Annotated in this window: 3 protein-coding genes; 1 reads left to right on the top strand and 2 read right to left on the bottom strand. The window is 68.7% G+C overall.

What is annotated here, in order from left to right; all coding sequences use genetic code 11:
• Positions 1–145: 145 nt before the first annotated feature.
• Entirely contained in the window at positions 146–1342 is a 1197-nt protein-coding gene (locus AC1VAN_RS17605) for an MFS transporter (protein ID WP_480986322.1), read from the bottom strand.
• Positions 1343–1436: 94 nt separating this feature from the next.
• Between AC1VAN_RS17605 and AC1VAN_RS17600 the strand changes: the two genes are divergently transcribed.
• Complete coding sequence (locus AC1VAN_RS17600; protein ID WP_025878522.1) at positions 1437–2366, top strand: LysR family transcriptional regulator; 930 nt, start codon at positions 1437–1439, stop codon at positions 2364–2366.
• A gap of 15 nt (positions 2367–2381) precedes the next feature.
• Here AC1VAN_RS17600 and AC1VAN_RS17595 read toward each other — a convergent pair.
• Positions 2382–2742, bottom strand: a 361-nt coding sequence (locus AC1VAN_RS17595; RefSeq protein WP_480986321.1) for an amidohydrolase family protein, incomplete at its 5' end; no start/stop codon positions are given.

Here is a 2742-nt window from a genome sequence, read left to right as displayed (position 1 = left end):
GCCTACAAGGACGTACTTGCGGCGTCCCCGCCATCCGACACCGCCCCGCCCTCCACGGAATACCCGCTGTTGCTGTTGCTGTTGAGGTTGCCGGCCAGCGGCCGGCACTACAGCAGGTGCAGGGCGCAGCCCTGCCGAACCACCCTCAACGCAGACGGATCAGCAGGCTGCCGCCGGCGCAGATCGTCGCCAGCCACGCCACGCCGTGCCAACCCCACTGCGCCAGCGCCAGGCTGCCCAACGCACCACCGCCAGCCATGCCGATGAACATGCCGGTGAACAGCAGTGCATTGAGGCGACTGCGCGCCGGCGGCACCAGGCCGTAGACCAGGGTCTGGTGCGCGACCAGCGCCGACTGGAAACCGAAGTCGAACAGCAGCGCGCTGACCACCAGCAACGGCAGCAGCGCCACGGCCGGCAGCCACGCATCGACCAGCAACAGCGCAAAGCCAACCAAGGCGACGGCAATCGCCAACCGCGCGACCGCGGGGCTGCCCAACCGATCTGCAAAACGACCGGCAACCGGTGCCGCCAATGCACCGGCAGCACCGGCAATGCCGAACGCACCCGCGGCGGCACTGCCCAGGCCCAGCCGTGCGTGCAGCATCAGCGCCAGCGTCGACCAGAACGCACTGAAGCCCACCGCCAGCAGCGACTGGCTGGCCACGGCGCGGCGCAGCTGCGGCTGCTCGCGCCAGAGCGCCAGCAACGAACCCAGCAGCGCCGGATAACGCAGCGTGCTGGTCGYAGCGAAGTGCGGCAGTGCGCGTGCCATCACCGCCCCCATCGCCAGCACCGAAAGCGCAGCGAGGCCGAACTGCACGCGCCAGCCCCAGGCTTCGGCCACCACGCCGCTGACCACGCGYGACAGCAGRATGCCCAGCAGCAGGCCGGTCATCACTCTGCCCACCACCTGCCCGCGCTGCGCATCCGGTGCCAGCACCGCGGCGGCCGGCACGATGTCCTGTGCCAGCGTGGCCATCAGCCCCACCAGCAGGCTGGCAACCAGAAGCCCCGGCAACTGGCCGGCCAGGGCGGCCGCCCCCAGGGCCAACGCCAGCAGCACCGACTTCAGCAGGATCAGGTTGCGCCGGTCGAAGCGGTCGCCCAACGGAGCCAGCAGCAGGATGCCCAGCGCATAGCCCAGCTGGGTCAGCGTCGGCACCAGGCCCACGGCACGCTCGCCCGCAGCCAGATCCTGCGCGATCAGGCCCAGCATCGGCTGGCTGTAATAGAGCGAGGCCACCGAAAAGCCCGCGCCGGYGGCCATGGCCAGCACCAGGGACGGGGCGGGCGCAGCGCGTGGCGCAGAGACGACGGTTGAGAGCGAGGGAGCGGGCATGGAAGGCACCAGGGAGAGAATTGGAGCCTAGCGTGCCTACATTCGCGATGCGTCTGTAGTAGGCTCAACAACATACTTTACATACGCCATACGCATGAACGATCTCGCATCGGGCGGCGACCGCCTGGACCTGCTGCGTACCTTCCTGCGCATCGTCGACAGCGGCAGCCTTTCGGCCGCCGCCGTGCAGCTGGGCACCACCCAGCCCACCGTCAGCCGTCGGCTTCAAGCCCTGGAACGGCAGCTGGGCCTGCGCCTGCTGCAGCGCTCTACCCACGGCCTGCTGCTGACCGAGGACGGCCAGCGCTGCCAACGCCATGCGCAGCGGGTGGTGGACGAATGGGAAGCGCTGCAGGCCGAGCTGCACGGGCAGACACAGAGGCTCAGCGGCCGCCTGCGGGTGATGGTCCCGCATGCGTTCGGCCAGGCGCAGCTGCTGCCCACCATGCTCGACTTCCTGGCCCAGCATCCACAACTGAGCCTGGAGTGGATCCTCGAGGACCGCCGCCCGGACTTCATCGCCGAAGGCATCGACTGCGCGGTGCGGGTCGGCGCGGTCGATGAACCGCGCGTGGTTGCCCTGCCGCTGGCCGAAGTACCTCGCATTGTCGTGGCCGCACCGTCGCTGGCCGATGCGGAGTCGATCACCACCCCCGAACAGGCGCAGGCATTGCCGTGGATCTCGCTGGTCACCTACTACCGCGAACGTCTGCTGCTGCACGATGCGCAGGGCCGTGCGCACACGCTGTCGATCACGCCGCGCCTGCTGAGTGACAACCTGTTCGTGGTGCAGCAGGCCGCACGTGCGGGATTGGGGGCCGCAGTGGTGTCGGCCTGGCTGGTGGCCGAGGATCTGGCCGAAGGTCGGTTGGTGCAGCTTTTAGCGGACTGGCAGGCACCACCGCTGCCGGTGCATCTGGTGTTCCCCGCTGCGCGACAGCAACCGCTGCGCCTGCGCGCCTTCATCGATGCGATGAAAACCACGCTGCCGCAGCTGCATGGCATGCGGCCGGCACCGCGCTAGGCGCTACCGGCCGCATCACTGCGAAGCGTGGTCCTGCTTCGCCACGGCATTCCATGCAGCGACCTTTGCCTTGGTGTCGGCCAGCATCTTGTCCAGCGCCGCGCGATCGTACACATCACCGCGCAGGATCACGCTGTCGATCTTTTCGGTGGCAGCGATGTCCTGCAACGGGTTGGCGGTCAGCAACACCAGATCGGCCGCCTTGCCCGTGGCGACGCCGCCATAGCGCTGCATCTGGCCGAACCAGGCCGGGCCCGAACGGGTCGCGGCCGACAGCGCCTGCGGTGCGCTCAGGCCTTCCTTCACGAACAGCTGCAGTTCCTGGTGCAGGCCGATGCCGGGGTAGTTGAACGAATTGAGGAAGCCAGCATCGGTA

It is taken from the genome of Stenotrophomonas sp. 05L44_2 (assembly GCF_056665995.1).
Note: the sequence above shows the minus strand (reverse complement) of the source record. Positions and strands in the feature narration are given on the sequence as shown.